Source organism: Leadbettera azotonutricia ZAS-9, assembly GCF_000214355.1.
Classification (GTDB): Bacteria; Spirochaetota; Spirochaetia; order Treponematales; family Breznakiellaceae; genus Leadbettera; species Leadbettera azotonutricia.
Map to the genome: position 1 here is coordinate 3,659,700 of NC_015577.1, position 21,861 is coordinate 3,681,560.

Sequence of the window (21,861 nt, forward strand, 5' to 3'; positions counted from 1 at the left end):
GTTGTACAACAAATATTAATTATAGTCAGGAGGATAAGAATGAAAGCACGAAAGACAGAATGGGCGCTTGCTGTATTGTTTATGCTGTTGGTTACAGCATTTTTTGCAAGCGGATGTAAAGGCAAAGATTCTGCTGCCGCCTCAAGTTCCGCGGCAGGGAGTGGCGGAACAACAATAACCTACCTCATGTGGGGTGAACCAACCCGCACAGGATCCATGCAGAGATTGGCCGATGCATTTCACCAGAAATATCCGAACGTAACAGTCGATATTGACAATGCCGGCGATAACTTTGGCGTTAAGTTCAATACCCTGGTGGCAGCAGGTACTCCCCCTGATGCAGCGCTGGTTAATGAGCTTTTTGGCGCAGGACTTTATTCAAACGGCTTCTATGAAAACATCTACAGTAATATTCAGAATGATAAAGACTTCCTGAACAATACCTACAACAAGATTGCAGATCCGGTAAAATCACCCTTTACTATGTCTGCAAATGAGGTATTCGCTCTGCCTACCATGAACTATGTAACCCTGCTTTTCTACAACAAAGATATGTTTGATGCGGCAGGCCTCTCATATCCTGATGAAAGCTGGGATTGGAATACCTTCAGGGAAAATGCCAAAAAGCTGACCATCAGGCAGGGAAACAACACCACCCAGTATGGTACTTTCTTCACAAGGCTTATTGTTTATGAACAATCCTGGTTCTTCTCCAATGGCGTCGAAATTATTTCCCAGGATCGTTCCCATACGGATATCGGAACTCCTGCGGGGATTGAAAGCTTCAAAACCATGCAGGCTATTATTCATACCGATAAATCGGCGCCCATCCCCGATACAACCGGCGGCGCCCAGGTAAGCAATATCAGCTTTGATACCGGTAAAGTAGCCATGCAGCTTTTCGGCGCATGGATGATTCCTCCCTATGCGACACTTCCCTTTAACTGGGGCGTTTCTTCTGTACCCAAGGGCCCCAAAGGCATTGTACCTGCTGCATTCCCGAATGGTATGGGTGTAGGCAAGGGAAGCAAAAATAACAGCGCTGCCTTTGACTGGGTTAAATTCTGCACTACTGAAGAAGGTCAGCTGATCATTGCCGAAGAAGGCCTTGCCCAGCCGACTCTGGAATCCGTAATGAATAGCCCTGCCTTTGCAAATGCCTCCAAACAGGCAGATATGAACATTGTAAAGCGTGAACTGCTCCGTTCTCAGGGGCCGAATGCTGTTGCGCGCTGGGCTGCCATAGGCGGAGACAACGACTCTTATATCAATTCAGCATTGGACAGGATTATGATCTATAATGAAAATGTTGATTCTGTTATAAAAGAAATAGTGCCCGGTATTGATAAGATTTTGTCTGAAGTTTCTCAGGGAAAAGTTAACTAACAGTATCTGAAAATAAGCGGTAAGTTCATCAAAAGATGCAAATTTACCGCTTGTATATTTTAGTTTTATGGGGCTTTTAAATGGTATTGACGAAAAGCACGCGGGAATCATTAGCCGGATATCTTTTTATAGCACCTAATTTTTTGGGGTTCATGTTATTTGCGGTACTTCCGGTTCTTGCATCATTTGGACTTGGCTTAACAAGCTGGAATATAGCCGGTCAATATAAATTTATCGGCCTGAGCAATTATATTGAAATGTTTACCCAGGATCCAAAATTTTATAAAGTTCTTGGGAATACCATTTATTTTTCACTTTTGTATATACCCCTGGTTTTAGTATGCTCCATAGGCCTGGCTATGCTTGTTAACCGGCCCTTAAAAGGAGTTATATCATTCCGGTTTATGTATTTTTTGCCGGTGGTTACTTCTGCGGTTGCAGCGTCCATGGTGTTCCAATGGATGTATAACACTGAATTCGGCCTGTTGAATTATTTTCTTGGCCTGTTTGGACTTGGAAAAGTTGCATGGCTGACAGACAGGCGGATCGTCATGCTCTGCGTAGTAATTGTCAATTTGTGGAAAAATGCCGGAAGATTGATGGTCATTTACCTCGCCGGTCTGCAAGGGATATCCCGTGTTTTATATGAGGCGGCAGAAATTGACGGTGCCGGGCCTGTGCTTCGGTTTTTTAAAATTACCCTGCCCATGCTTTCTCCGACAACCTTTTTTATTTTAATCACCTCTGTCATAGATTCTTTCCAGATATTTGAAATAGTATTTACCTTGACCGGAGGCGGTCCGTTGAATTCAACAAATACTATTGTTACCTACATTTATGAGGAAAGTTTCAATCATTTCAGAATGGGCTATGCTTGTTCGCTTTCAATGATTTTATTTACAATGATATTCATTTTTACAGTAATACAATTCAGGCTGCAGAAAAATTGGGTGCAGTCTGATGTACAATGAGGAAATACGCTATGACACATAAAGGGCAGCAGTTACTAAAAAGAATCTCTATTGATGCGTTCTTTTATGTATTTATGACATTGATTGCAGTATTGATGATTGTACCCTTCCTCTGGATGTTATCCACTTCATTTAAAGAGATGGGGCAGGTACTCGTGTTTCCTCCTCAATGGATACCAAAACCTTTTTTGTTGGAAAACTATACTGAAGCCTGGAAATTGGCAAAATTGGATCTATATTTCCGTAATTCTGTAATTATCACTATTTTTACAACTGTAGGTCAAATTATAACCTGCTCACTTGCAGGCTTCGCTTTTGCCCGCCTAGAGTTCCGCGGTCGTAATGCCCTTTTTCTCCTTTATCTTGCTACCATGATGATACCTATCCAGGTTACACTTATTCCTCTTTACTTGCTGATGAAATCTTTCGGCTGGATAAATACTTTTGCAGGAATAATTATGCCGGGTATCTTCAGTGCGTGGGGAACCTTTCTGCTCAGGCAGTTCTTTATGGGTATCCCAAAATCGCTGGATGAATCTGCCGTTATTGACGGATGCGGTTATTTCAGGATTTATACTACGATAATCATGCCCCTTTCAAAGCCGGCTTTAGCAACCCTGTCAGTATTTTGTTTTATGTGGCAGTGGAATAACTTGCTTTGGCCTCTGGTTATTGCCAATTCAGATGCCATACGACCCTTAACAGTCGGTCTACAACTCTTCAAAGGCCAGTTCCACATTGAATGGAATTTATTAATGGCAGGCTCAATGATATCGGTTGTTCCTATACTGGTATTGTATGTATTCCTGCAGAAATATTTTGTCGAAGGAATTGCATTAACGGGTATAAAGGGTTAAATTACATGTGCTTCCAGCCACCTTGCCACCCCGTCATCATCACAGCTTCCGCAAATATCATTGGCGGCTAACTTAACTGCATCGACACCGTTTGCCATGGCAATACCTTTGCCGCATTTTTGAATCATTTTTAAATCGTTGTAATCATCACCAAAAGCTGCGATTTCGGACAGATGGATTTTAACTGCTCCGGACAAAATTTCAAGGGCAGCTGATTTTTCTGTTTCTTTATGGGTAAAGCAGTACCACCCTTCACCGGTAAAGGCTGTCATCCTGCACTCGAAGAATTTATTTTCGATACTAAGCGCACTATTAGTGTCAAATATTTCAGCGGTTATTTTATAGGCCGCTTTTGAGAGTCCTTTGGAAAAATCGTAATATACGCCGTGGTCATAATCAGGATGCCATGCAGGTTCATCGTAACTCACATAATAGGTATCCTCGGTTTCAACGGTTATTTTCCCGGCTTTTTCACTTTGCCGTAATTCGGTAATTATACCATTAACAGTTTCGGAAGACAGTTTCTTTTTGTAAATTATTTCAGTCCCTGCCAGGACCAAAGAGCCGCCGTTCAGAATCGCATAATCGGGATTCACGAGGTCAAGGCATCTTTCGGCGGATTTTTCCGAACGGGCAGTGGCCAGGGCGATTTTAATGCCCTTTTTTCTGCATTTTTCAAGAATCGAGAGGGTATAGGGGGTAATTTTTTTATCTTTGTTCAGCAGGGTGCCATCCAGATCCATAGCAATCATTTTTACAGAGGGATCTTCTTTTGATGGTTCTTCATCAAACCAATGTTCAAAAGTGTAGCTGCCGAAATGTTTGCCGCCTAAAACCCATGCCATCTCTGGTCCTGTAGAAATTAATATGAAATATATATTATAATTAAGTATGGATTATAAACAAGCGGGCGTTGATATTGAAGAAGGTTACCGTGCTGTCGCCCAGTACCGGGAACTTGCGGCCGCCACGGCCTCAAGCGCAGTGCTGAACAGCATAGGCAGTTTTGCCGGTATGTTTTCGTTAAAAGAATTTTTGCGGGCAGGCGAAGGCATGGAGGACCCGGTGCTTGTTTCAGGCACTGACGGGGTCGGAACAAAACTCGACATAGCTTTTAAAATGAAAAAATATGATACCGTAGGCATTGACTGCGTAGCCATGTGTGTCAACGATGTACTCTGCCACGGCGCAAAGCCCCTCTTCTTTTTGGACTACCTGGCCTGTGGAAAACTCGATGCGGACATAGCCGCCGATATGGTCAAGGGTGTAGCCACAGGCTGCCGCGAAACAGGCTCAGTTCTCCTGGGAGGCGAAACCGCCGAAATGCCCGGCTTCTACGACGAAGGCAAATACGACATCGCGGGCTTTGCCGTGGGTATCGCAGATCGTAAAAAAATCATAGACGGCAAAAAAATAAATGAAAACGATGTGCTCCTTGGCCTCGCATCTTCAGGCCCCCACTCCAACGGTTTCAGCCTTATCCGCAAAGCTGTCCCCGACTTGAACGAAGATTTCGGCGGCATGCCCATCGGCCTTGCCCTCCTTGAACCGACAAGGCTTTATGTCAAACCCATTCTTGCCCTTATGAACGAAGTTGAAATACGCGGCATGGCCAATATCACCGGCGGCGGCTTCTACGAAAATGTCCCCCGCATGTTCCCCCAGGCGCCCTCAGGCGGATTCGCCTTCGATGCGGTGATCCGCGATCCCCTGGCGCCCTCTTACAGGGGCGGCTGGAAAGTCCCCCCCATTTTCGCAAGAATAGCCGCAGGAGCCGCAGGCCGAAAAGAGATAGGCGCTTCCGCCCAAAAGGCCGGGGAAGATCTTCTCCGTAACGATGCCGCAATAAAAAAATTGATGTTCAACACTTATAACATGGGCATAGGCTTTGTCATTGCCCTTGCCCCGGAGCAAGTTTCCAAAGCCGCTTCTTTCCTCGAAAGTAAGGGCTTCCCCTGCTGGGAAATCGGCAAGGCCGCCGTAGGAAAAGGGGAAGTCAGGTTTGAATAACAAACCCGGCAATTCCGGCAAAGTTTCACCGGGCGGGCAAAAGTGAATATCCTGGTTCTGGTATCGGGGAACGGCAGTAATCTCCAGGCCCTGATCGATGCTGCCAAAGCCGGAAAGCTTGGCCCTGGCAGCATTGTCGCGGTTTTATCCGACCGCGCCGGCGTCTATGCCCTCGAACGGGCAAAGCTTGCGGGTATCCCTGTTTTCACGGAAGTTCCAAACCATAACCTGGCTAAAGATGAACGCCGCCTTGAACTTTCAAACCGTATACTTAAAATCTGTAAAGCCTGTGCCATCGATCTTGTCATATACGCAGGCTTTCTTTCGATTCTCAAGGGGGATATTATAGAAGCCTATGCGGGGAGGATGATAAATCTCCACCCTGCGCTGCTGCCCAAATTCGGCGGACTCGGCATGTACGGGGAAAGAGTACATCAGGCGGTGATTGCAGCGGGGGAAAAAGAATCGGGTTGTACAGTGCACCTCGTAGATGCAGGAACAGACACCGGGCCCATATTGCTTCAGCGGAAAGTTCCGGTACTTCCCGGCGACACAGCCGATAGCCTCGCAGAACGCATTCATCACGAAGAACATATAGCCATCGTCGAGGCTGCGGCCCTGATGGTAAAACGTTTTGAAAATAAATCATGGGGGATTATATGAAAAGGCGGGCGCTCATCAGTGTATTCAACAAGGACGGTATTCTTGAACTGGCTTCGTTCCTGGCGGAATCTGGCTGGGAAATCCTTTCGACCGGAGGCACGTCGAAGCATCTCCAGGAAAACAAAATCCCCGTAACCGATGTTTCGTCAGTTACAGGCTTCCCCGAATGTCTCGACGGCAGGGTCAAAACCCTGCACCCCGCCATACACGCGGGTCTCCTTGCACGGCGCAGTATTACTGCTCACATGGATACGCTTAAAACCCTGGGGCTTTCCACTATCGATCTGGTCTGTGTCAACCTCTATCCTTTTTTCGAAAAAGTCCAGGCCGGCCTTTCCCTTGAAGAAACCGTAGAGTTCATCGACATAGGCGGCCCCACCATGCTCCGCTCTGCGGCCAAGAATTATCAGGATGTCATTGTCCTTACCGATCCCGCAGACTATGCCGAGACCATTAATGGCCTCAAGTCAGGGGAAGGCCCCGCAGGCCTCTCCCTGTTATTCAAAAAACGGCTCGCAGGAAAAGTATTCGACCTTACCTCGGCCTATGACGGCGCCATTGCCAGGTATCTCCTTCAGGGAGAAAATGCCGCCCCCGAAGATGAATACCCTGCGTTTTGGCCCCTTTCCCTCAAAAAAGCCCAGAGTCTGCGTTATGGCGAAAATGGACATCAGTCGGCGGCTCTCTACCTCAATACCGATAGCATCGGCGCCCTGGGCGGCATGGAGCAGCTCAACGGCAAAGAGCTGGGTTACAACAATATCCGCGATCTTGACCTCGCGTGGAAAGCCGCCTGCGCCTTCGGTCTTCCCTCAGCCGGAGCCGCTCCTTCGGGAACAGAGGATCTGAAACGCCTCAATCTCCCCGCTGCCGCAGGGAACGCCTGTTGTGCGGCAGTTAAACATAATACTCCCTGCGGTATTGCACTCGGCGCAAGTCTTTTTGAAGCCTATGAAAAAACCTTTGCCTGCGATCCTGTTTCCATCTTCGGAGGTATCGTGGCAAGTACGGTTCCGGTAGACGCGGCGACAGCGGAAAAACTGGGTGAACTCTTCCTTGAAATCGTGGTTGCTCCTGACTTCAATCCGGATGCCCTTGAGATACTCAAAAAGAAAAAGAACCTCAGGATCATGAAGGCCCGCCTGGCGCCCAAAGATCCCAAAGAGTGCATAGCAATTGACGGCGGTCTTCTGGTTCAAAGTGCCGACAGGCGGCTTCTTGAAAAATGGGAAGTAGTTACCAAGACCGTCCCCGCTGCTGAGGATATCCCTGATCTCATTTTCGGCATCAGGGCCGTAACATTCGTAAAATCCAACGCCATAGTAGTAGTAAAAGATTTAGCCGCAACCGGAATAGGCGGGGGCCAGACCAACCGTATCTGGCCTCTGGGACAGGCACTGTCCCGGAGCGAAGGCGTCATCAAGGCTGCAAAGGAAGCGGGCAAAGGCGACGGCAGGAGCGCAAGGGTCCTGGCCTCGGACGCCTTCTTCCCCTTCCCCGACTGCGTGGAAGCTGCTGCTGCTGCGGGTATCAAGGCCATTATACAGCCGGGAGGTTCCATCAACGACAAGCTGTCAATCGAAGCCTGCGATAAGCTGGGGCTTGCCATGGTTTTCACCGGAACCAGGCATTTCAAACACTAAAAGTGTTAGCAGTAAAAATGTTAACAAATAGGGGTTTATAATATGAAAATATTGGTAATTGGTTCAGGCGGACGGGAACACGCTATGGTGTGGAAGCTTGCCCAGTCTGAAAAGGTTAAACACATCTGGGTCGCCCCGGGAAACGGCGGTACTGCTGATGAGGAAAAGACTGAAAACCTTCCCCTTACCGCGGATCCTTCAACAGAAGAAGGCCAGCAAGCTCTCCTGGAATTTGTACAGGCCGAAAAAATCGACCTCACCGTGGTCGGCCCCGAAGCGCCCCTTGCTGCAGGAATCGTCGATAAGTTCCGGGAGGCAAAGCTCGCTATAATCGGACCTGATAAAAAAGCCGCCAGGCTTGAAGCAAGCAAAGTTTATTCAAAATCTTTCATGGAAAAATACGGCGTCAGAGCGGCCAAAAGTAAAAGTTTTACCGATCCCGTTAAGGCACTGGCCTATGCAGAAGATAATTTTAAGAAAAAACCCAAACTGGTCATCAAAGCCGATGGCCTTGCGGCAGGCAAAGGCGTAGTCATCGCGGAAAATTTTGCAGAAGCAAAAGACTGCCTCTCCTCTTTTATGAAAAGCGGCTCTCTGGGTGATGCGGGGAAAAGCGTAGTATTGGAAGAATTCCTTCAGGGAAAAGAAGTTTCGATACTGGCGGCAGTAAGCGTAAAGCCGGGAAAAAAAGGCGTCATCAAGCCTTTCATTTCAGCCAGAGATCATAAACGCCGTTTCGAAGGCGCTCAGGGACCAAATACAGGCGGCATGGGCGCCATCGCTCCGGTACCCGACTTCAGTTCCGCATGCGAAAAGGATTTCATCGACTCCATACTGGCTCCTACCCTCAAAGGCATGGAAAAGGAAAAAATGGATTACCGGGGTTTCATTTTCTTCGGCCTCATGGTTCACGAGGGAAAATGTTCGCTCCTTGAGTACAACGTACGTCTTGGCGACCCAGAAACCCAGGCTGTCCTTCCCCTTATGGATTCGGATTTGGTCCTTCTTTGCAGAGTAATACTCGACAATACCCTCGCGGATTTCCTACTCAAATGGAAAAAAGAATTCTGTTGCGCCCCGGTATTGGTTGCCAAGGGTTATCCCGGCGCTTATCCGAAGGGAAACCCCATAGCCATAAACCCCACAGGTATTGGCAGAAGCGGGGCCAGGCTCTTTATTGCGGGCGCGCAGCGGGGCCAGGGCGGCCCCCTGGGTTCAGGGCTGCGCACCGCAGGAGGCAGGGTTCTGGCGATTTCCGCAAACGGAGCCAGTGCAGATGAGGCCTGGGAAAAGGCTTACGAGGCCCTGCGATTTGTGGATTTTGAGGGCATGGCTTACCGTAAAGATATAGGTAGAGAAGATGGATAAGGGAGAACCTTTCTTATGGCCTTTGCTGCTGCAGTTTCTCCTGATTCTTGTAAACGCAGTTTTTGCCTGTGCCGAAATTGCCCTCATTTCCCTTAACGAAAACAAACTCGAAAAACTCTCATCGTCGGGGAATAAAAAAGCCAAGCGCCTTCTCTCCCTCACAAGAGAGCCTGCGAAATTCCTTGCCACCATTCAGGTCGGCATTACCCTGGCAGGCTTTCTTGGCAGTGCATTTGCAGCAGACAACTTTTCGGGCAGGCTCACCAAAGCCTTCATTGAATTAGGAGTAACAATACCACCCAATACTTTAGCCCATATTTCACTTGTTGCCATCACACTGATACTTTCATTTTTAACCCTGGTGCTTGGAGAGCTTGCGCCCAAACGCATAGCTATGAAAAATGCTGATACCCTCGCCTTTGCCATGTCGGGCCTCATTATCTTCATTTCGAAAGCCTTTGCCCCGCTGGTATGGCTTCTCACCAAGTCTACCAATGGCTTTTTGCGTCTTATCGGCATAGATCCAAAAACAGAGGATTCAGGGATTACAGAGGAAGAAATACGCCTCATGATAGATATGGGAAGCGCCAAAGGTATCATTCCCAAAGGTGAAAAAGAGCTAATCCACAATGTTTTTGAATTTGACAATAAAACTGCGGGAGAAGTGATGACTCACCGGAGGGATGCAGTATTACTGCGCCTCGAAGACAGCGATGCTGAATGGGAAAACACTATTATTGCTAATCGCCACAGCTATTATCCTGTATGCGATAAAAACCCCGACAATATCACAGGAATCCTGAACACCAGGGATTATCTCAGCCTTAAAGACAGAAGCCGCGAAACAGTGCTGGCAAAAGCCCTGCGGCAGGCCTGGTTCATCCCCCTTACGGTAAAAACCGATATTCTCTTCCGCAGAATGAAAAAAAACCGCAATCATTTTACCGTGGTTGTGGATGAACACGGGAGCATGATGGGCATAGTTACCATGTCGGATCTTCTGGAAGAGATTGTTGGCGACCTCGAAGACGACAGTTCCGTGCCTCCCGACCAGCCCTTGATCACAATTGCCGCAGCCAACACCTGGTATATAAACGGGGCTGCCCAATTGGATAAAGTTGCCAGGGATCTTGATATCATTCTGCCCCTGGAAAAATACGACACCTTTGCAGGTTTTGTGTTTAGCCTGCTTGGGCAAATTCCCGAAGACGGCAGCGAAGCGGAGCTTGACGCCTTCGGGCTTAAAATTAAAATCCTCGAAGTCCGGGAGCACCGCCTCGAAAAGGCCCTTGTCATAAAGGAAGACGCCAATGCTTAACGCAGGAACACTGCGCCACTGCGGCATCATGGTGAACTATAAATGCACCGCTGCCTGCCGCCATTGCCTCTACAGCTGCTCTCCGGGCTGGGAGGACGGTTATATAAACGAAAAAACCGCCAGGGAAATCTGCCGCCTCCTCGTCAAGGGCGGCTGCCGTTCAGTCCACATAGGAGGCGGCGAGCCTTTCCTCGATTTTGAAGGCCTCCTCATGATGGTAAAAGAACTCGCCGCTTCAGGCATATCCCTCGAATATATAGAAACCAATGCCTTCTGGGCAAAGAATGAAAAAGCCGCCGAAATGATTAACCGTCTCCGTGACGCTGGTATAGATGCCCTCTGCATATCCGTAGATCCCTTTCATGCCGAATATGTTCCCTACAGCCTCCCCCTGCGGCTTGCTGAACTTTGCGGAAAATCGGGCATGGGCTATTTCCTCTGGAAGCAGGAATTCCTGCCGGCACTTTCCCGCCTCGACGCTTCTAAACCTCACAGCCGGGAGGAGATAGAAAAAGTGCTGTCCGATAAATACATACCCAATACCGCAAAACTCTACGGTTTAAGCTACGGCGGAAGGGCTATCAATATCGAAGACGAATTCACCCCAAAAAAAGACGCAGAATTACTATCAAAAGACAAATCCCCCTGCAAAAACCTTCTCTCCACAGGCCACTTCCATATAGACCTGGATGCAAATTTTATTCCCCCCGGCTGCACGGGAATAAAAATCCCCTTAACCGAAGTGGTCAACGGCATCCCTGATGGCAAATATCCCGCCTTCGAAGCCCTCTACAAGGGAGGCATAAACAGCCTTGCGAAATTAGCGTTGCAAGCAGGTATTAAGCCCCGGACCGAAGGCTATGCATCAAAATGCAATCTTTGCTTCCATGTCCGGCATTACCTCGCAGAATCCGGCTTATACCCTGAACTTGATTCGAAGCATTATCAGGAAGCGCTGGAGACAAAATACCGGAATTAGTTATTTTGTGGAAATGTTGAAACCAGCGATAGAGTGTATACAAAAGTAGACAATTGCAGAATTTCATCTTTGTGATATACTTTCCATAAAATTTGCCCTAAAAAGGAGAGATTTATGGGCCTCGTTCATTTTGTTTATCTTGGTATAGCGCTGCTTGTCTTGGTCGTTTTGCTTCTAAAAAAAGAAATCGTGCTTCCCTGTATCATTGGCATTTTTCTGGTAGGGCTGGCGTACAGCAAAAACGTGATTTCCGCCATCGGGATCATGTACAACAGCATCATTGTCTCGGCCACAGAACTTTTGGGGATCATCGTCGTCATTGCGCTTATTACGACCCTGTCGAAGGGGCTTGCGCAGCTTGGTTCCGACGAGCTGATGATTCGGCCCCTCAAAGCGTTGATTCGGGGCAAGAAAACCGCTTTCTTTATTGTAGGGGCCGCGATGCTGATTTTTTCGTGGTTCCTCTGGCCTTCTCCCGCAGTGGCCCTCATTGGCGCTCTGCTGCTGCCGGTGGCCCTCAAAGCGGGCCTGCCTTCTATCTGGGTCGCCGTGTCAATGAACATATTCGGCCACGGCATCGGGCTTTCGGGGGACTTCTTCATTCAGGGCGCCCCGAATATCACTGCCCAGGCAGCAGGCGTTCCCATCAGGGAATTTCTTTCCGCTACTATCCCGGTTTGGCTCACCATGAGCGTTGTGGTCATTATCGTATCCTATATTATGTTCCAGAGGGATATGCGTAAAGAAAAGACCGGAAGCGATGCCGTGCAGAGCGATGCAAACACGAATGTACCGGCGCTGAAAAAGGCGACGCCCTTTTCCATCTTTATCGCGGTACTGACGCCGCTTTCTTTTGTGACCGACATCATCCTCATGCTGATCTTTGACCTCCGCGGCGGCGACGCAACAGCATTGGTAGGCGGTACGTCCCTGCTTGTTTTGAGCATCATCATGATCTTTAAAGGCGATTTTCTTAATAACCTTGAGGAAATTGCCGATTATATTGTCCAGGGTTTTCAATTCGCCCTCAAAATTTTCGCTCCGGTGGTTATTATTGCGGCGTTCTTCTTTTTGGGCAACGGTGAAATCGCCGCGAAGGTTTTGGGCGAAGGGGCGCCGAATATCCTGGGCGACGTGGGCAATGCGCTTTCCAATACCGACACAGTATTCAAGCTGCCCCTGGTGCTGATAGAAGCCCTGGTGGCAATTATCACCGGCCTTGACGGGTCGGGCTTCTCGGGCCTCCCCATTGTTGGCGCTGTGGCAAAGACATTCAGCATGAACACCGGATTAAGCACCGCATACCTTGCGGCCTTGGGCCAGGTCGTTACTATCTGGGTCGGCGGCGGTACAATTATTCCCTGGGGCGTTATTCCTGTGGCTTCAATTTGCAATGTCAAAGCTGCGGATCTTGCCCGCAGGAATCTTATTCCCGTAGCCTTCGGAATCCTCGCGGCGATAATCGTTACGGTGATTATTCTTTAGGAATTATTCTTTAAGGAAAAAATCTGTAAGTCCAAGGGAAGCTATATTCGATGCGATTTTTTTTGTATCCGTCGTATAGCTTCCCTTTTCTTTCATCCGCTCAAAAAGGATTGATCCCGAGAAGGTATATTTTTTTCCAAGGCCGCCCGGGCTCGCCATCTTTTCGCGCACAAAGGTGATGGCATCCCCTATGACTGTTGAAGAAGGAAGGGCGACAGGTTTTCTGCCTTTGATCATCCGTGCGGCATTGTAGCCTGCCAGGGTTCCGGTGACGATGGCTTCGGTATGGCCCACGAGGAGGCCTGCCTTCTCGCCGGCGCAGAAAAGATTGTCGATGCCCGTCACTTGCAGGGCATCATCCCTGGGGGCAATATCGAAGTAGCGCATGGAATTTCCTTTTCCGCCGGCGTAGGGATCTTCATAGCGGGCGTTTTCAAATCCCTTGATTTTTCGTAAAGTCGAGAGCTTGAAAAAAGGCGTCATTAGTTTGGCGTGGCCTGTATCAAGGAGTACGATGTTATCTTTGTATTCGGGGAGGTTGTATTGCTGGCAGGCTTTGACATCCAGATGATCTTCTATTAATTCCTTTGGGATGGGGATCACCGCAACGCCGTCTTTTTCCAGACGCTTCACAATTTCCGGCGACAGCGACTCTTTATAGAGTTTACAGGAACCGCTCATGGCGCCAAAACCGCCGTCTTTGCCTTCGCCTTTAATTTCGCTCACACCCGCAAGACCGGCTATACTCACCCTGCCGCCGAAGGCCGGACAGCGCAGTATGCACATGGAACAGCCGTTGCCATATTTGACGCAGTTGTTCATGGGCCCCGCAGTGCCCGTGGTATCGATAAAAACATCGGCGCCGTAATCAATGCCAGCATCGTCGGTTATGCTTTCGATGTGGGTTCCGGTGCTGTTCATCACGTCGTTGATGCGTGCCCGGTAAATGATCTCGACACCGGCGTCAACGAGCAATTTTTCGATGGCTGTAGGGGTTTTCGCAATGTCGTAAAGGATCGCATGGCTGTGGCCCGGAAACTCAACATTTTTATGCCTGGCGCAGGCGTCTATGGCCTTAAAAATATCGCCGCCCCCCAGGGCTATGCATTCCTCGGCGGCCGTGTAGCGTCCGTTGTTCCTCATAATGCCGCCGACAAGACCCGTACCCAGGAGCATGTCCGTCCGCTCCATCAGCATAACTTGCACGCCGGTTTTCGACGCCGCAAGGGCAGCCGAACACCCCGCCCATCCGCCGCCAATTACCGCAATATATCCAGCCATGTCATCTTCTCCTGTACCGCGTTATTTCTTTACTCCAACACAACCTTGTCACCCTTGGCCGACGATTCAAAGCAGGCAAAAATTATGCGTAACGCCGCGAGCCCCTCTTCGCCTGAAATTTCCGGAGACGTACCGGCTTCGATGCTGGCGACAAACTGATCGATAATACCCGATTTGGTCTGGCTCGCATTGGTCTGTATGCCGCCAATTTTATAGTAAATTTTTTCGCCGTCTTTTTTGACTATCTCCAGAGGGAAGTCGGGGTTGTCGTATATCTTCATTGTCCCTTCGGTACAATACAGCACTGTACTGTTGTTTTCGTTTCCGTAATTTGTCCAGCTTGAAGTCAGAGTGCCGATAATGCCGGTTCTGGATTGAAGGAGGCAAATGGCATTATCATCAATTTCGATAAGCTTGCCATCAGGGCCTTTTTTATCCAGGGTGGTGACATAGGCCTTCACTTCTTTAATCTCATCCCCTATAAGCCAGCGTATAAGGTCAGCCTTGTGTATGCCAAGATCCCCCATTGCGCCCATAAAGGCGTCTTTCTTGTTGAAAAACCAGGTTTTGGCGCTCTTGTCAGCGCTCCAGAGTTCAGGCCCGGCATGAGAAAAATTAGTACTAAAAGTAATAACCTTGCCGAGCTCGCCGCTTGCAAGGATCTTCTTTGCTTTTTTATGGGCCTCTACCAGGCGCTGGTTGTGGCCTATCATCAGGTACTTGCCGGCCTCTTTTGCGGCGGCTATCATAGCCTCGGCATCTTCGACAGAGGTTGCCATAGGTTTTTCGCAGAGCACATGCTTGCCCGCTTTAAGCGCCTGAATGGAGAGGGGGGCATGGTAACTATTGGCAGTGCAAACGCTTACCGCTTCAATGATGGGATCTGCCAGCATTTCCTCGACAGTATTATAAATTTTTCCGCCATAGCGGGAAGTCATCTCCCTGGCCCTATCGCTTATAGGATCATAAAATCCCTGGATTTTGGCATTCTTGTTGCCATCGTATTCAGGGGCATGCCTCCATTTTGTGATTGACCCGCAGCCGATAATCCCAATGCCTACCATATTATGCTCTCCTTAATGCTTCGCGTAATTTCACTTTCTTTATTTCTATTGCCTTAACCGGGCAAATCTCATGGCAGCAATAACAGCGAATGCATCTTTTATAATCTATGACAACTTTCTTCTCAAGTCCCTGGCCTTCAAGGCTCATGGCTTTTGAGCCGCATATCCTGGTGCAGTCTCCGCAGCGCACGCAAACGCTATTCTGCACCTCCGGCCTGGGTGTAAGGGATTCCCGAAAATGCCGTAATTTTTTGGGCAGAATAAAATCCAGAACCTGGTTGTTGCTTTTCTTGAGGGGAACTTTGATAAAATCGGGTATGCGCAAATCCGCAGGGTCAAGGCCGGGATATTCAATCTCATTAAAGTCCTTGAGCCAGATGCCCCGCGAAAGAGCCTCGCGGCTTACAGGGATTGTCTCGGGAGGATAACCGATGATAAAGCTCGCCGCAGCGTCCATGGCAAGCAGATTGGAAGATGCCAGCACCAGGCCAATATCCCGGGGCGTTCCCGCTGAAGGGCCGGGGCCTTCCATGCCGGTGATAGCGTCCATAAAGGCGTAGGCGGGCTTCACCGCCAGATTGAGATCCACAACCATGGAAGCAAAAGCTTCCCGTGTAGGAAAACGCACATGAAAAGAACTTTTAACCACCGAAGGAACAAGGCCGAAAAGGTTCTTCATGGCCCCCGTATAAATCATAAGCTGGTGGGTCTTGAGCTTAGGGAGGCTTATGATGCAGTCCGCTTCCTTTACCGCGTCGGTAAGTGAAAAGGATTTTATCACCTTGCCGCCAGGGCAGGGAATATCGATCCTGTCCTTGGTGAAATCAGCCCATTGCGCCCCACATTGCAGGGCTTTTTCGCCAAGGCCCGAAGACCGGGCTGTAAAATTGGGGCCCTGAAGCCCCGGACTATCCCCTACGGTTATGGAGGCAGCGCCCATCTCCTTAACCAGCCGGATAGCCGCTTCAAGGAACACCGGGTGGGTTACTATAGCCTTTGCAGGGGGGGAATCGAACACGATATTGGGCTTAAGAAGCACCTTTTTGCCCGCCACATCGAGGCCCCCGGCAAGATTCACAGCCTTTTTCAACGCCTCGTAGACTTCGCCCGCCTCGTATGCGGCGCAGCGCTCTATCCCAACTTTATTGTTCAATTGCTATTCCCCTAGTATTGCACTATAATAGTAAGAAATGCAGTTTCGATCTACCAAGGCTTTAGGGCCGCAGGTTTCATTCAAAGACGCCGTTCTCCGCTGTCTCCCGGTCGACGGAGGGCTCTATGTGCCTTCCACAGTGCCCGATATGAGGCAGTTTTTCCTTTATATGGACGAAAAAACCACGTACCCCGAGCTGATAGCCGCCGTAGCGCCAAGCCTTCTCCAGGGCGAACTCAATCCCTTCTCCGCTTCCCGGGTGGCTGAAAGCGCTTTCGACTTCGAGCCCGACCTTAAACAGCTGGACGACAACTTTTCCATCCTAAGCCTCTACAACGGCCCCACCGGGGTTTTCAAAGACTTCGGCGTGGCCTTCCTCGCGGCAGTGCTGGAAGAACTCACCAAAAACAGCGGCAATGTCATGGTCATTTCTGCAGCCAGGGGCATCACGGGGATCAGCATAGCCAAAGCCTTCCAGGGCCGCCAGGGGCTTACCGCAGTGCTCCTCTACCCCGCCGGAACCATCAGGGGACTTGACCCCGCCACCTTTGTGCCCAATGGCGGCAATATCATCCCCATCCAGGTCAGGGGGACCTACGACGATTGCCAGGCCCTCATTGCTGAATTGATAAACGACAGGCCCTTTGCGGAACGCTACCAGGTAACCAGCGCCAACACCATCAATCCCGGGCGCCTCCTGCCCCAGGCATTTTATTATCTCTATGCTTTTATCAAGGCAAAAAAATACCTTTCCGGCGACCTGGTTTTCTCGGTGCCTTCGGGAAATTTCGGCAACCTCATTTCGGGGCTTTATGCCTGGAAATTCGGCATGCCTGTAAACGGTTTTATCGCTGCCATGAACGCAAATAATATTTTTGGAGATTTTATGCGGGGCGGCAAGTATACACCCCATCCATTGGTGACAACCAATTCCCCTGCCCTTGATATTTCCCAGCCTTCAAACTACGAAAGGCTGGCATCCTTCTATGAAGAATCCCCTGCGGTAATGCGGAACATGGTATTCCCCGCAGCCATTGATGATGAAACCACCATTAAGACAATAAAAGAAGCATGGACCCAATACGGCATACTCCTGAACCCCCACAGCGCCGTAGCCTTTGCCGCCGCCAAAGGCTTTGCCAAAGACCGGGATTACGGTACCCATGCCATCGTACTCGCCACAGGCCACCCTGCACGGGAAGCGGAACTCGTGGAAAAAGCCACAGGCCAGACTGCGGGACTCCCGGAAAAACTCCACATACTGAACAAGCGTTCGGAACCCATAGCCCTCATCGATCCCGAACTTGACTCCCTTGAAAGCGCTATTGCCAGCTGCCTCTAAATATGCTAAACATACCATAATATATGGAAAACAGTGCGCTTATGGGCTTTGCCGAAAAATTCGGCATAGCTGCCGGCATTGTCGCCGGACAAATAATTTTAATAATAGTCATTTGGCTGATCTTTAAAAGAATTGCCCGGAAGATCAAAGCCGGCGATGGCACGAAGATAAAACCCCTGACCATCAAAAACATCCGCCTGCTTTCAACAAAGCAGATCACTTCCACAATTATACTCTTGCTCAGGCTGCTTAAATATGTAATCACCGCCTTCCAGCTTTTCATCACTGTGCCCATAGTGTTCAGCCTCTTCCCGTCTACCGAGGAATTGGCTTCCACCATTTTCGGCTACATACTCACCCCGCTTAAAAACATAGGTATTGGCATAGTAAAGTACATCCCCAACCTTATTACCATTATCATAATACTCTTTATCAATAAATATATTTTAAAAGCCTTGAAATTTTTCTCAGGCCAGATCGCACGGGAAAGGCTCAAGATACCCGGATTCTATCCTGACTGGGCCCAGCCTACCTTCAATATATTGCGGGTGCTCATCTACGCTTTTACCGTAGCCGTTATCTACCCCTATCTCCCGGGATCTGAATCCAGGGTTTTCCAGGGAGTGTCGGTTTTCGTGGGCATCATTTTCTCGCTTGGTTCAAGTTCCGCCATCGGCAACCTTGTAGCGGGCCTGGTCATCACCTATATGCGGCCTTTCAAAATCGGCGACCGCATCAGCATTCAGGGCAACACAGGTTTTGTAGTAGAAAAATCCATCATGGTGCTTCGCATTAAAACTTCCAAGAATGAATACATTACCTACCCGAACCTTCAGATTCTTTCAGCCAGCATCATTAACTACAACACTTCCTCTGACGAGGACGAGGAAGGCCTCATACTCCATGCGGAGATAACCTTTGGCTACTCCACACCCTGGCGCGTTATCCACGAGATACTCATAGAAGCAGCCCTTAAAACCGAGCATGTGCTTAAAAAGCCCAAACCCTTTGTCCTTCAGACTGCCCTGGACGATTTCTACGCCCGGTACCAAATAAACTGTTACACCAAACAAATCGAAAATATGCCTGCGATTTATTCGGAACTCTATCAAAATCTGCAGGACGGCTTCGCCGCCAAAGGCCTCGACATGACCGCCCCGGCTTACCAGATACGGCTGCCCGCAGAAATTCCAACGAAGCGTACCAAACCCAAAGAAGATTAACCCTTTACCGCCCCCGCAGTAATGCCCGAAACAATCTTCCTGTTAAAGAAGATAAAGAGGATCAGGGGCGGGATCGTGATAAGCACCACATCGGCAAAAAGCATATTCCAGGAATTGGCGTAACGGCCCATAAAATTGTTAAGCGTGAGCTGCACCGTAGGGTTTTTGGCTCCCGGCAGGAAGTAGAGGGGATTCAAAAAATCGTTAAAAACATTGACTGCCGAAAGCACAACCACGCTGGCGGTTACAGGCAAAAGCAGGGGAAAGATAATCTGCACGAACATGCGTACTGAACCGCAGCCATCCACGTATGCAGCTTCTTCAATCTCCCGGGGTATGGAAGCCGTATAACCCCGGTACAGCATCACCGTAAATGGTATATTTAACGCCACTTCCACCATAACCAGGCCGAAAAGAGACCGGTATATGCCGATAATGTCCATAACCCAGATAGTCGGAAGAATGGCCGGCGGGAGCATGAGCCCTGTGAGTATGAGGAAGTTCACCCCCATCATAAACTTATTGGCAACCCGCTGGAGCACATATCCTCCCAAGGCACAGACAGCCACAAGCAAAAGAATACTGCCCGTAGTAGTAATAACACTGTTATAGAACGCCCTAACCATCATGTAGTTATGGGTAGCAAGGACCTCGGGGTAATTTTCCCAGTGCAGTGATGCAGGCAATGCCAAATTCATCATTCCCGCTTCCTGCCTGCTTTTAAGGGAATTAAGGAGGATAAAATAAAAGGGAACAACAAAAATGATAACAGCCAGGGCCAGGGAAACAATATCGATTATCAAGTATTTGATTTTTTTATTCATTATATATCAACCTCCCGGCTTATAAGGAATCGGTACAAGGGGAAGGCTATAATCGCAATAAGGAAGAACATGACCACATTGCCTGCGGTAGAGAGCCCGTAAAACCCATTGGCGTACTGTTTGTAAATAATCGACGCCAGAGTGTCTGTCGCAAAACCAGGGCCGCCTCTTGTCATGGACCAAATCAAGTCGAAGGTACGAAGCCCTCCGATTAAGGCAAGAATAATAACCGTATTTATGGAAGACCGCACCAGCGGCAACGTAATATGCCTAAAACGCTGAAAGCCTCCGGCGCCGTCTATGGAAGCCGCTTCATAGTAGGTTTCGGGTATGGCCTGAAGCCCCGCTATATAAATTACCGTAGCGACACTCACGCCCTTCCACACATCGGTAAAAATAACCGAATAGAGAGCCAAATTAATATCGCCAAGCCAGTCAGGCCCCATAATGCCAAAGTGCGCAAGGAGCGTATTGAACAAACCCCTGGTAGGGTGCATAAACGAACTAAAGGTAAGACCAATAGCAATAGTACTGACAATATTCGGAAAAAACACAAGAGAACGGATAATATGCTTTGTCTTCATGGGGGAAGTAAGCAGCATCGCTATGCCAAGGGCAAGAACTGCTTTAAAACCGCAGGTCAATACCGCATAGAGGATGGTATTTTTAATGCCTATACGCATTGAGTATTCGGAAAAAAAGGTCCTGAAATTATAAAGCCCTACAAAACGGAAATCCGTTAAAGTCCACACAGTAAGGGAAGAAAAAAAACGAAATAATAGTGGGAAGTATAAAAATAACCACATATATAAGTAAAAGAGGCGATAAAACCAGGAATTATAAATTTTGCTTTTCAAAAGTTTCTCCCGTTTCCAAACTAACAAAGTAACGGCACTTCCAAAAAGGAAGCGCCGTTAGACTATAGCCTAAATATCTTTCAGTTTCAATTCTACCAACCGGGCAGATTGAGCTGAATGGCTTGCTTCGTCACGTCCTGATCATAGGCTGTTGCTGCAGCCTGAGGAGTGGTAATGCCCGAGAATACTTCGATGCAGAACTGCTCAAGGTTAGGCCCTTTGACAGGGGATTCAAATTCAAGGGCTACATCGGTTTTGTTTGCATTGAAGTAAGCGACCATTTCCTGGACACCAGCGTACACGGTGCTGGGGAGGTTGACTCCCTTAAGAGCGAAGGGTCCATCCGGTTTCTGGACGCTTGAATACACGCCAATACCTTCATCAGAAACAGTATAAGCCGCCCACTGCTTTGCAAGGTCAAGGTTGGGGGTATTCTTGTAGATATAAAGACCGCTGGGGATCCATACAGTCAGGCCGTGGTTATTGGGATCATCCCCGGGGATGCCAAATACGCCGATATCGTTGATCTTGCTGGGATAATCCGTATTGATGGAGGTAAGAGCCTGGGTCAGGATGGCCCAATGGGCAGCCTGTCCGTTAGCTATCATTTCTTCCGCCAATTCATAGGTGGTAGCAAGGTGATCCCTGTTGAGGTATTTGCCTGCGGCGGCGATCTTCTCAAACCCCTTGCGGGCTACCGCGTTGGTGGCATACTTCGCCCTGTTGGCAGTGTATTCCGCAGGGAAATTGGGCTGGGAAGCCTTCACATTGTATTCATCCCCAAGGAAGAAAAGCTGGCTGGTCCAGGTGGTTTTGTTGGAGGCCACAATGGCGACCTTGCCCGAAGCCTGGATTTTTTCACAGTTGACGATAAAGTCATTCCAGGTATGGGGAACAGAAAGACCGAGATCCTGGTAGATCTTCTTGTTATAGAGGATGGCGCCGGCCTGGGTGGAAGCCATGGGAAGCCCATAGAGTTTGCCATTTGCCGAGGCCGATTTCTTGAAGCTGTCGGTTACGTTGGCCGCGAAAGGTTCATTGGAAATATCCTGGATATTCTGCGCAGGGTTAAGGTCATTGAGCTTGGAACCTGTGTTATACCAAAACATATCAGCCATGTCCCCTGTGGCAAGCCGGGTCTTCATGATATTCTCGCCCTCGAGCCCGCCTACCCGAATCTCAACCTCAACCTTAATGCCTGTTTTCTTTTGGAAGGCATCGATCATTGCCTGGGTACCGACAAAGGGGCTGTCCGCATCAACCAGCAAGGTGACAGTCTTCTGTCCGCCGCTGGACGAACCGCTGCTCTGGCTCCCGCCGCCGGCAAACACACTGCCTGCTGCCACCAGCATGACAAGCGCCGCAATCGCCAGCATTTTAAATAGTTTCATGGATTTCCTCCTGAAAAATGTTTTCCCCACAAGGGGTATCCTTTTA

General features: G+C 49.0%; 19 protein-coding genes. 12 read left to right on the forward strand and 7 right to left on the reverse strand.

Annotated features, from left to right (window positions below):
* Positions 1 to 39: 39 nt before the first annotated feature.
* The 3 genes from TREAZ_RS16175 to TREAZ_RS16185 all read left to right on the forward strand — a co-directional run bounded on the left by TREAZ_RS16175 (position 40) and on the right by TREAZ_RS16185 (position 3,214).
* On the forward strand, positions 40 to 1,386 hold the full coding sequence (locus TREAZ_RS16175) for an ABC transporter substrate-binding protein (protein ID WP_015712979.1): 1,347 nt from the start codon (positions 40 to 42) through the stop codon (positions 1,384 to 1,386).
* A gap of 80 nt (positions 1,387 to 1,466) precedes the next feature.
* On the forward strand, positions 1,467 to 2,357 hold the full coding sequence (locus tag TREAZ_RS16180) for a carbohydrate ABC transporter permease (protein WP_015712980.1): 891 nt from the start codon (positions 1,467 to 1,469) through the stop codon (positions 2,355 to 2,357).
* Between the two features lie 11 nt (positions 2,358 to 2,368).
* Positions 2,369 to 3,214: a carbohydrate ABC transporter permease gene (locus TREAZ_RS16185; RefSeq protein WP_015712981.1), complete on the forward strand. Its 846-nt coding sequence runs from the start codon at positions 2,369 to 2,371 to the stop codon at positions 3,212 to 3,214.
* Here the strand turns inward: TREAZ_RS16185 and TREAZ_RS16190 are convergent.
* Complete coding sequence (locus TREAZ_RS16190) at positions 3,211 to 4,059, reverse strand: Cof-type HAD-IIB family hydrolase (protein WP_015712982.1); 849 nt, start codon at positions 4,057 to 4,059, stop codon at positions 3,211 to 3,213. The genes TREAZ_RS16185 and TREAZ_RS16190 overlap by 4 nt on opposite strands.
* A gap of 46 nt (positions 4,060 to 4,105) precedes the next feature.
* Between TREAZ_RS16190 and purM the strand changes: the two genes are divergently transcribed.
* The 7 genes from purM to TREAZ_RS16225 all read left to right on the forward strand — a co-directional run bounded on the left by purM (position 4,106) and on the right by TREAZ_RS16225 (position 12,680).
* On the forward strand, positions 4,106 to 5,224 hold the full coding sequence (gene purM, locus TREAZ_RS16195; RefSeq protein ID WP_015712983.1) for a phosphoribosylformylglycinamidine cyclo-ligase: 1,119 nt from the start codon (positions 4,106 to 4,108) through the stop codon (positions 5,222 to 5,224).
* A 42-nt stretch (positions 5,225 to 5,266) separates the two neighbouring features.
* Positions 5,267 to 5,887: a phosphoribosylglycinamide formyltransferase gene (gene purN, locus TREAZ_RS16200; protein ID WP_015712984.1), complete on the forward strand. Its 621-nt coding sequence runs from the start codon at positions 5,267 to 5,269 to the stop codon at positions 5,885 to 5,887.
* On the forward strand, positions 5,884 to 7,530 hold the full coding sequence (purH, locus tag TREAZ_RS16205) for a bifunctional phosphoribosylaminoimidazolecarboxamide formyltransferase/IMP cyclohydrolase (protein ID WP_015712985.1): 1,647 nt from the start codon (positions 5,884 to 5,886) through the stop codon (positions 7,528 to 7,530). Before purN ends, purH begins: the two co-directional genes overlap by 4 nt.
* Positions 7,531 to 7,572: 42 nt before the next feature.
* A complete protein-coding gene (gene purD, locus TREAZ_RS16210) occupies positions 7,573 to 8,898 on the forward strand; it encodes a phosphoribosylamine--glycine ligase (RefSeq protein WP_015712986.1) in 1,326 nt (441 codons plus the stop codon).
* On the forward strand, positions 8,891 to 10,216 hold the full coding sequence (locus TREAZ_RS16215) for a hemolysin family protein (RefSeq protein ID WP_015712987.1): 1,326 nt from the start codon (positions 8,891 to 8,893) through the stop codon (positions 10,214 to 10,216). The genes purD and TREAZ_RS16215 overlap by 8 nt, the downstream gene beginning before the upstream one ends.
* Positions 10,209 to 11,195: a radical SAM protein gene (locus TREAZ_RS16220; protein ID WP_015712988.1), complete on the forward strand. Its 987-nt coding sequence runs from the start codon at positions 10,209 to 10,211 to the stop codon at positions 11,193 to 11,195. The genes TREAZ_RS16215 and TREAZ_RS16220 overlap by 8 nt, the downstream gene beginning before the upstream one ends.
* A gap of 114 nt (positions 11,196 to 11,309) precedes the next feature.
* Positions 11,310 to 12,680, forward strand: a complete 1,371-nt coding sequence (locus TREAZ_RS16225; RefSeq protein WP_015712989.1) for a transporter permease — start codon at positions 11,310 to 11,312, stop codon at positions 12,678 to 12,680.
* A gap of 3 nt (positions 12,681 to 12,683) precedes the next feature.
* Here TREAZ_RS16225 and TREAZ_RS16230 read toward each other — a convergent pair whose 3' ends face one another.
* The 3 genes from TREAZ_RS16230 to TREAZ_RS16240 are packed head-to-tail and all read right to left on the reverse strand — an operon-like array spanning position 12,684 to position 16,178.
* On the reverse strand, positions 12,684 to 13,961 hold the full coding sequence (locus tag TREAZ_RS16230) for an FAD-dependent oxidoreductase (RefSeq protein WP_015712990.1): 1,278 nt from the start codon (positions 13,959 to 13,961) through the stop codon (positions 12,684 to 12,686).
* A gap of 29 nt (positions 13,962 to 13,990) precedes the next feature.
* Positions 13,991 to 15,025, reverse strand: coding sequence for a Gfo/Idh/MocA family protein (locus TREAZ_RS16235; protein WP_015712991.1), 1,035 nt, complete (start codon positions 15,023 to 15,025; stop codon positions 13,991 to 13,993).
* A 1-nt stretch (position 15,026) separates the two neighbouring features.
* Complete coding sequence (locus TREAZ_RS16240; protein WP_015712992.1) at positions 15,027 to 16,178, reverse strand: DUF362 domain-containing protein; 1,152 nt, start codon at positions 16,176 to 16,178, stop codon at positions 15,027 to 15,029.
* A 37-nt stretch (positions 16,179 to 16,215) separates the two neighbouring features.
* On the opposite strand from TREAZ_RS16240, the gene thrC reads away from it, so the two are divergent.
* Together thrC and TREAZ_RS16250 are read left to right on the forward strand one after the other, a co-directional pair.
* A complete protein-coding gene (gene thrC / locus TREAZ_RS16245; protein ID WP_015712993.1) occupies positions 16,216 to 17,520 on the forward strand; it encodes a threonine synthase in 1,305 nt (434 codons plus the stop codon).
* Positions 17,521 to 17,543: 23 nt separating this feature from the next.
* Positions 17,544 to 18,743: a mechanosensitive ion channel family protein gene (locus TREAZ_RS16250; RefSeq protein ID WP_148257840.1), complete on the forward strand. Its 1,200-nt coding sequence runs from the start codon at positions 17,544 to 17,546 to the stop codon at positions 18,741 to 18,743.
* Here TREAZ_RS16250 and TREAZ_RS16255 read toward each other — a convergent pair.
* The 3 genes from TREAZ_RS16255 to TREAZ_RS16265 all read right to left on the reverse strand — a co-directional run bounded on the left by TREAZ_RS16255 (position 18,740) and on the right by TREAZ_RS16265 (position 21,815).
* Entirely contained in the window at positions 18,740 to 19,567 is an 828-nt protein-coding gene (locus TREAZ_RS16255) for a carbohydrate ABC transporter permease (RefSeq protein ID WP_015712995.1), read from the reverse strand. The two genes, TREAZ_RS16250 and TREAZ_RS16255, sit on opposite strands and share 4 nt — an antisense overlap.
* Positions 19,567 to 20,319: a carbohydrate ABC transporter permease gene (locus TREAZ_RS16260; RefSeq protein ID WP_245535055.1), complete on the reverse strand. Its 753-nt coding sequence runs from the start codon at positions 20,317 to 20,319 to the stop codon at positions 19,567 to 19,569. Before TREAZ_RS16260 ends, TREAZ_RS16255 begins: the two co-directional genes overlap by 1 nt.
* Before the next feature lie 197 nt (positions 20,320 to 20,516).
* On the reverse strand, positions 20,517 to 21,815 hold the full coding sequence (locus tag TREAZ_RS16265; RefSeq protein ID WP_015712996.1) for an ABC transporter substrate-binding protein: 1,299 nt from the start codon (positions 21,813 to 21,815) through the stop codon (positions 20,517 to 20,519).
* Positions 21,816 to 21,861 lie beyond the last annotated feature (46 nt).

Excerpts from the sequence above, each read along its gene's own strand:
- TREAZ_RS16175 (WP_015712979.1), top strand. The coding sequence starts at position 40 with ATGAAAGCACGAAAGACAGAATGGGCGCTTGCTGTATTGTTTATGCTG.
- TREAZ_RS16180 (WP_015712980.1), top strand. The coding sequence starts at position 1,467 with ATGGTATTGACGAAAAGCACGCGGGAATCATTAGCCGGATATCTTTTT.
- TREAZ_RS16185 (WP_015712981.1), top strand. The coding sequence starts at position 2,369 with ATGACACATAAAGGGCAGCAGTTACTAAAAAGAATCTCTATTGATGCG.
- TREAZ_RS16190 (WP_015712982.1), bottom strand. The coding sequence starts at position 4,059 with ATGGCATGGGTTTTAGGCGGCAAACATTTCGGCAGCTACACTTTTGAA.
- purM (WP_015712983.1), top strand. The coding sequence starts at position 4,106 with ATGGATTATAAACAAGCGGGCGTTGATATTGAAGAAGGTTACCGTGCT.
- purH (WP_015712985.1), top strand. The coding sequence starts at position 5,884 with ATGAAAAGGCGGGCGCTCATCAGTGTATTCAACAAGGACGGTATTCTT.
- purD (WP_015712986.1), top strand. The coding sequence starts at position 7,573 with ATGAAAATATTGGTAATTGGTTCAGGCGGACGGGAACACGCTATGGTG.
- TREAZ_RS16215 (WP_015712987.1), top strand. The coding sequence starts at position 8,891 with ATGGATAAGGGAGAACCTTTCTTATGGCCTTTGCTGCTGCAGTTTCTC.
- TREAZ_RS16220 (WP_015712988.1), top strand. The coding sequence starts at position 10,209 with ATGCTTAACGCAGGAACACTGCGCCACTGCGGCATCATGGTGAACTAT.
- TREAZ_RS16225 (WP_015712989.1), top strand. The coding sequence starts at position 11,310 with ATGGGCCTCGTTCATTTTGTTTATCTTGGTATAGCGCTGCTTGTCTTG.
- TREAZ_RS16230 (WP_015712990.1), bottom strand. The coding sequence starts at position 13,961 with ATGGCTGGATATATTGCGGTAATTGGCGGCGGATGGGCGGGGTGTTCG.
- TREAZ_RS16235 (WP_015712991.1), bottom strand. The coding sequence starts at position 15,025 with ATGGTAGGCATTGGGATTATCGGCTGCGGGTCAATCACAAAATGGAGG.
- thrC (WP_015712993.1), top strand. The coding sequence starts at position 16,216 with ATGCAGTTTCGATCTACCAAGGCTTTAGGGCCGCAGGTTTCATTCAAA.
- TREAZ_RS16250 (WP_148257840.1), top strand. The coding sequence starts at position 17,544 with ATGGAAAACAGTGCGCTTATGGGCTTTGCCGAAAAATTCGGCATAGCT.
- TREAZ_RS16255 (WP_015712995.1), bottom strand. The coding sequence starts at position 19,567 with ATGAATAAAAAAATCAAATACTTGATAATCGATATTGTTTCCCTGGCC.
- TREAZ_RS16265 (WP_015712996.1), bottom strand. The coding sequence starts at position 21,815 with ATGAAACTATTTAAAATGCTGGCGATTGCGGCGCTTGTCATGCTGGTG.